The 1,365-nt window shown below is 51.1% G+C and carries 2 protein-coding genes; both read right to left on the bottom strand.

What is annotated here, in order from left to right; genetic code table 11:
• Nucleotides 1–53 precede the first annotated feature (53 nt).
• Nucleotides 54–782, bottom strand: a complete 729-nt coding sequence (gene istB, locus HMPREF9370_RS11430; RefSeq protein WP_306424952.1) for an IS21-like element helper ATPase IstB — start codon at nucleotides 780–782, stop codon at nucleotides 54–56.
• Nucleotides 769–1,365 (bottom strand): Mu transposase domain-containing protein (locus HMPREF9370_RS12240; protein WP_009117679.1); only part of this gene is annotated, 597 nt, incomplete at its 5' end. The genes istB and HMPREF9370_RS12240, both read right to left, overlap by 14 nt.

The raw sequence follows: 1,365 nt of genomic DNA, 5'->3' as shown, positions 1-1,365 counted from the left end.
TGTCAATTCCATTCCAAAACTGAGCCACAGTTGTGGTCTAAAATTGAGCCACCCTATGAGCGGTGTTTCATCCGGTAAGAATCATTGCCCGTCTCAAAAATATCACAGCAATAAGTCAGGCGGTCCAGTAAAGCACCCGTCATCTTTTCATCCATAAACAGCTTCACCCATTCGCTAAAGGCCAAATTGGTTGTCATGACAACACTCGTCCTTTCATGCAGTTGGCTCATCAGATGAAACAGCAGCGCACCGCCTTTCTGACTAAACGGCAGATACCCTAACTCATCAAGAATCAACAAATCGTACCGACATTGCTGCTCGGTCAGTTTCAGACGGCCTTCGTCTTTGTCTGCTTCCAATTTGTTGACCAAGTCCAGTACATTCCAAAAACGTACCCTAAATCCTTGTGTCGCCGCTTCGATACCCAATGCTGTGGCAATATGCGTTTTGCCCGTACCCGGTCCGCCTACCAACACCACATTACGCTTCTGTCTGATATAGTCCCCGCCCAAAAGCAGTTCCAATGCCGGACGGTGTATCAAACTCTGCTCAAAATCGAAGTCGGCCAAACTGCGGTGTTGCGGAAACCTTGCCTGGCTAATCCGGTTTTGGGTACTCCTTGCGGTTTTGGCTATATGTTCGGCAGTCAACAACCGCTCCAGAATATCCAGCGTACCCCGTTTGCGACGGATGCCGTCCACTACGATTTCATCCCACTGCTCCGCCATCGCACCGAGTTTCAATTCTTTCAACAGTCCGGCCAGACGTTCATGCTGCATGATGCTTCTCCTTCATCGTATCCGTTTGTTTGCCCGACAGACTCAGTAAGCGGTCATAACGGCTGCAATCAACTGACGGCGGGACGGTAAGCGGGATGTCCCTAATATGGAAACGGGGTGGAGGCGGTTCTTTCAGACGGTTGATGATGTTCAAGACTGCCTCCGGAGTCGGCATACCTTCGTCCAATGCCAATTCCGCTGCCGTCAATGCCAAGTCGGCATCGTATTCGGCCATCAGGTTCAGCAGTTTGACCATCACCCGGTCTCCTTTGGGCTGCTTAAGCAAACAGGCTTTCAGACGCTCTATGACGGGCGGCAGTACCCAGCCGATAAAAGCCCTGCCGTCTCTTAACGCTCCGGGTTTCTTTTGCAGATAGGGCAAAAAATGCCAAGGGTTATAGCTGATGCCGTCTTTCACAAAGCTGCGCGGATGTTCGGCAATGCAGTCGGTATCGCTACAAAAGCGGACGGTCTGTGCGCCGATATAAACCCTAACCGTATTGCCCGCCCATTCGACCGGCACGCTGTAACGGTGGCGTTCGACGGTAACCAAAGATTGGTTGCTGACTTTGAGTATCTCCAAACG

Source organism: Neisseria wadsworthii 9715 (assembly GCF_000227765.1).
GTDB classification, from domain to species: Bacteria; Pseudomonadota; Gammaproteobacteria; order Burkholderiales; family Neisseriaceae; genus Neisseria; species Neisseria wadsworthii.
Note: the sequence above shows the minus strand (reverse complement) of the source record. Positions and strands in the feature narration are given on the sequence as shown.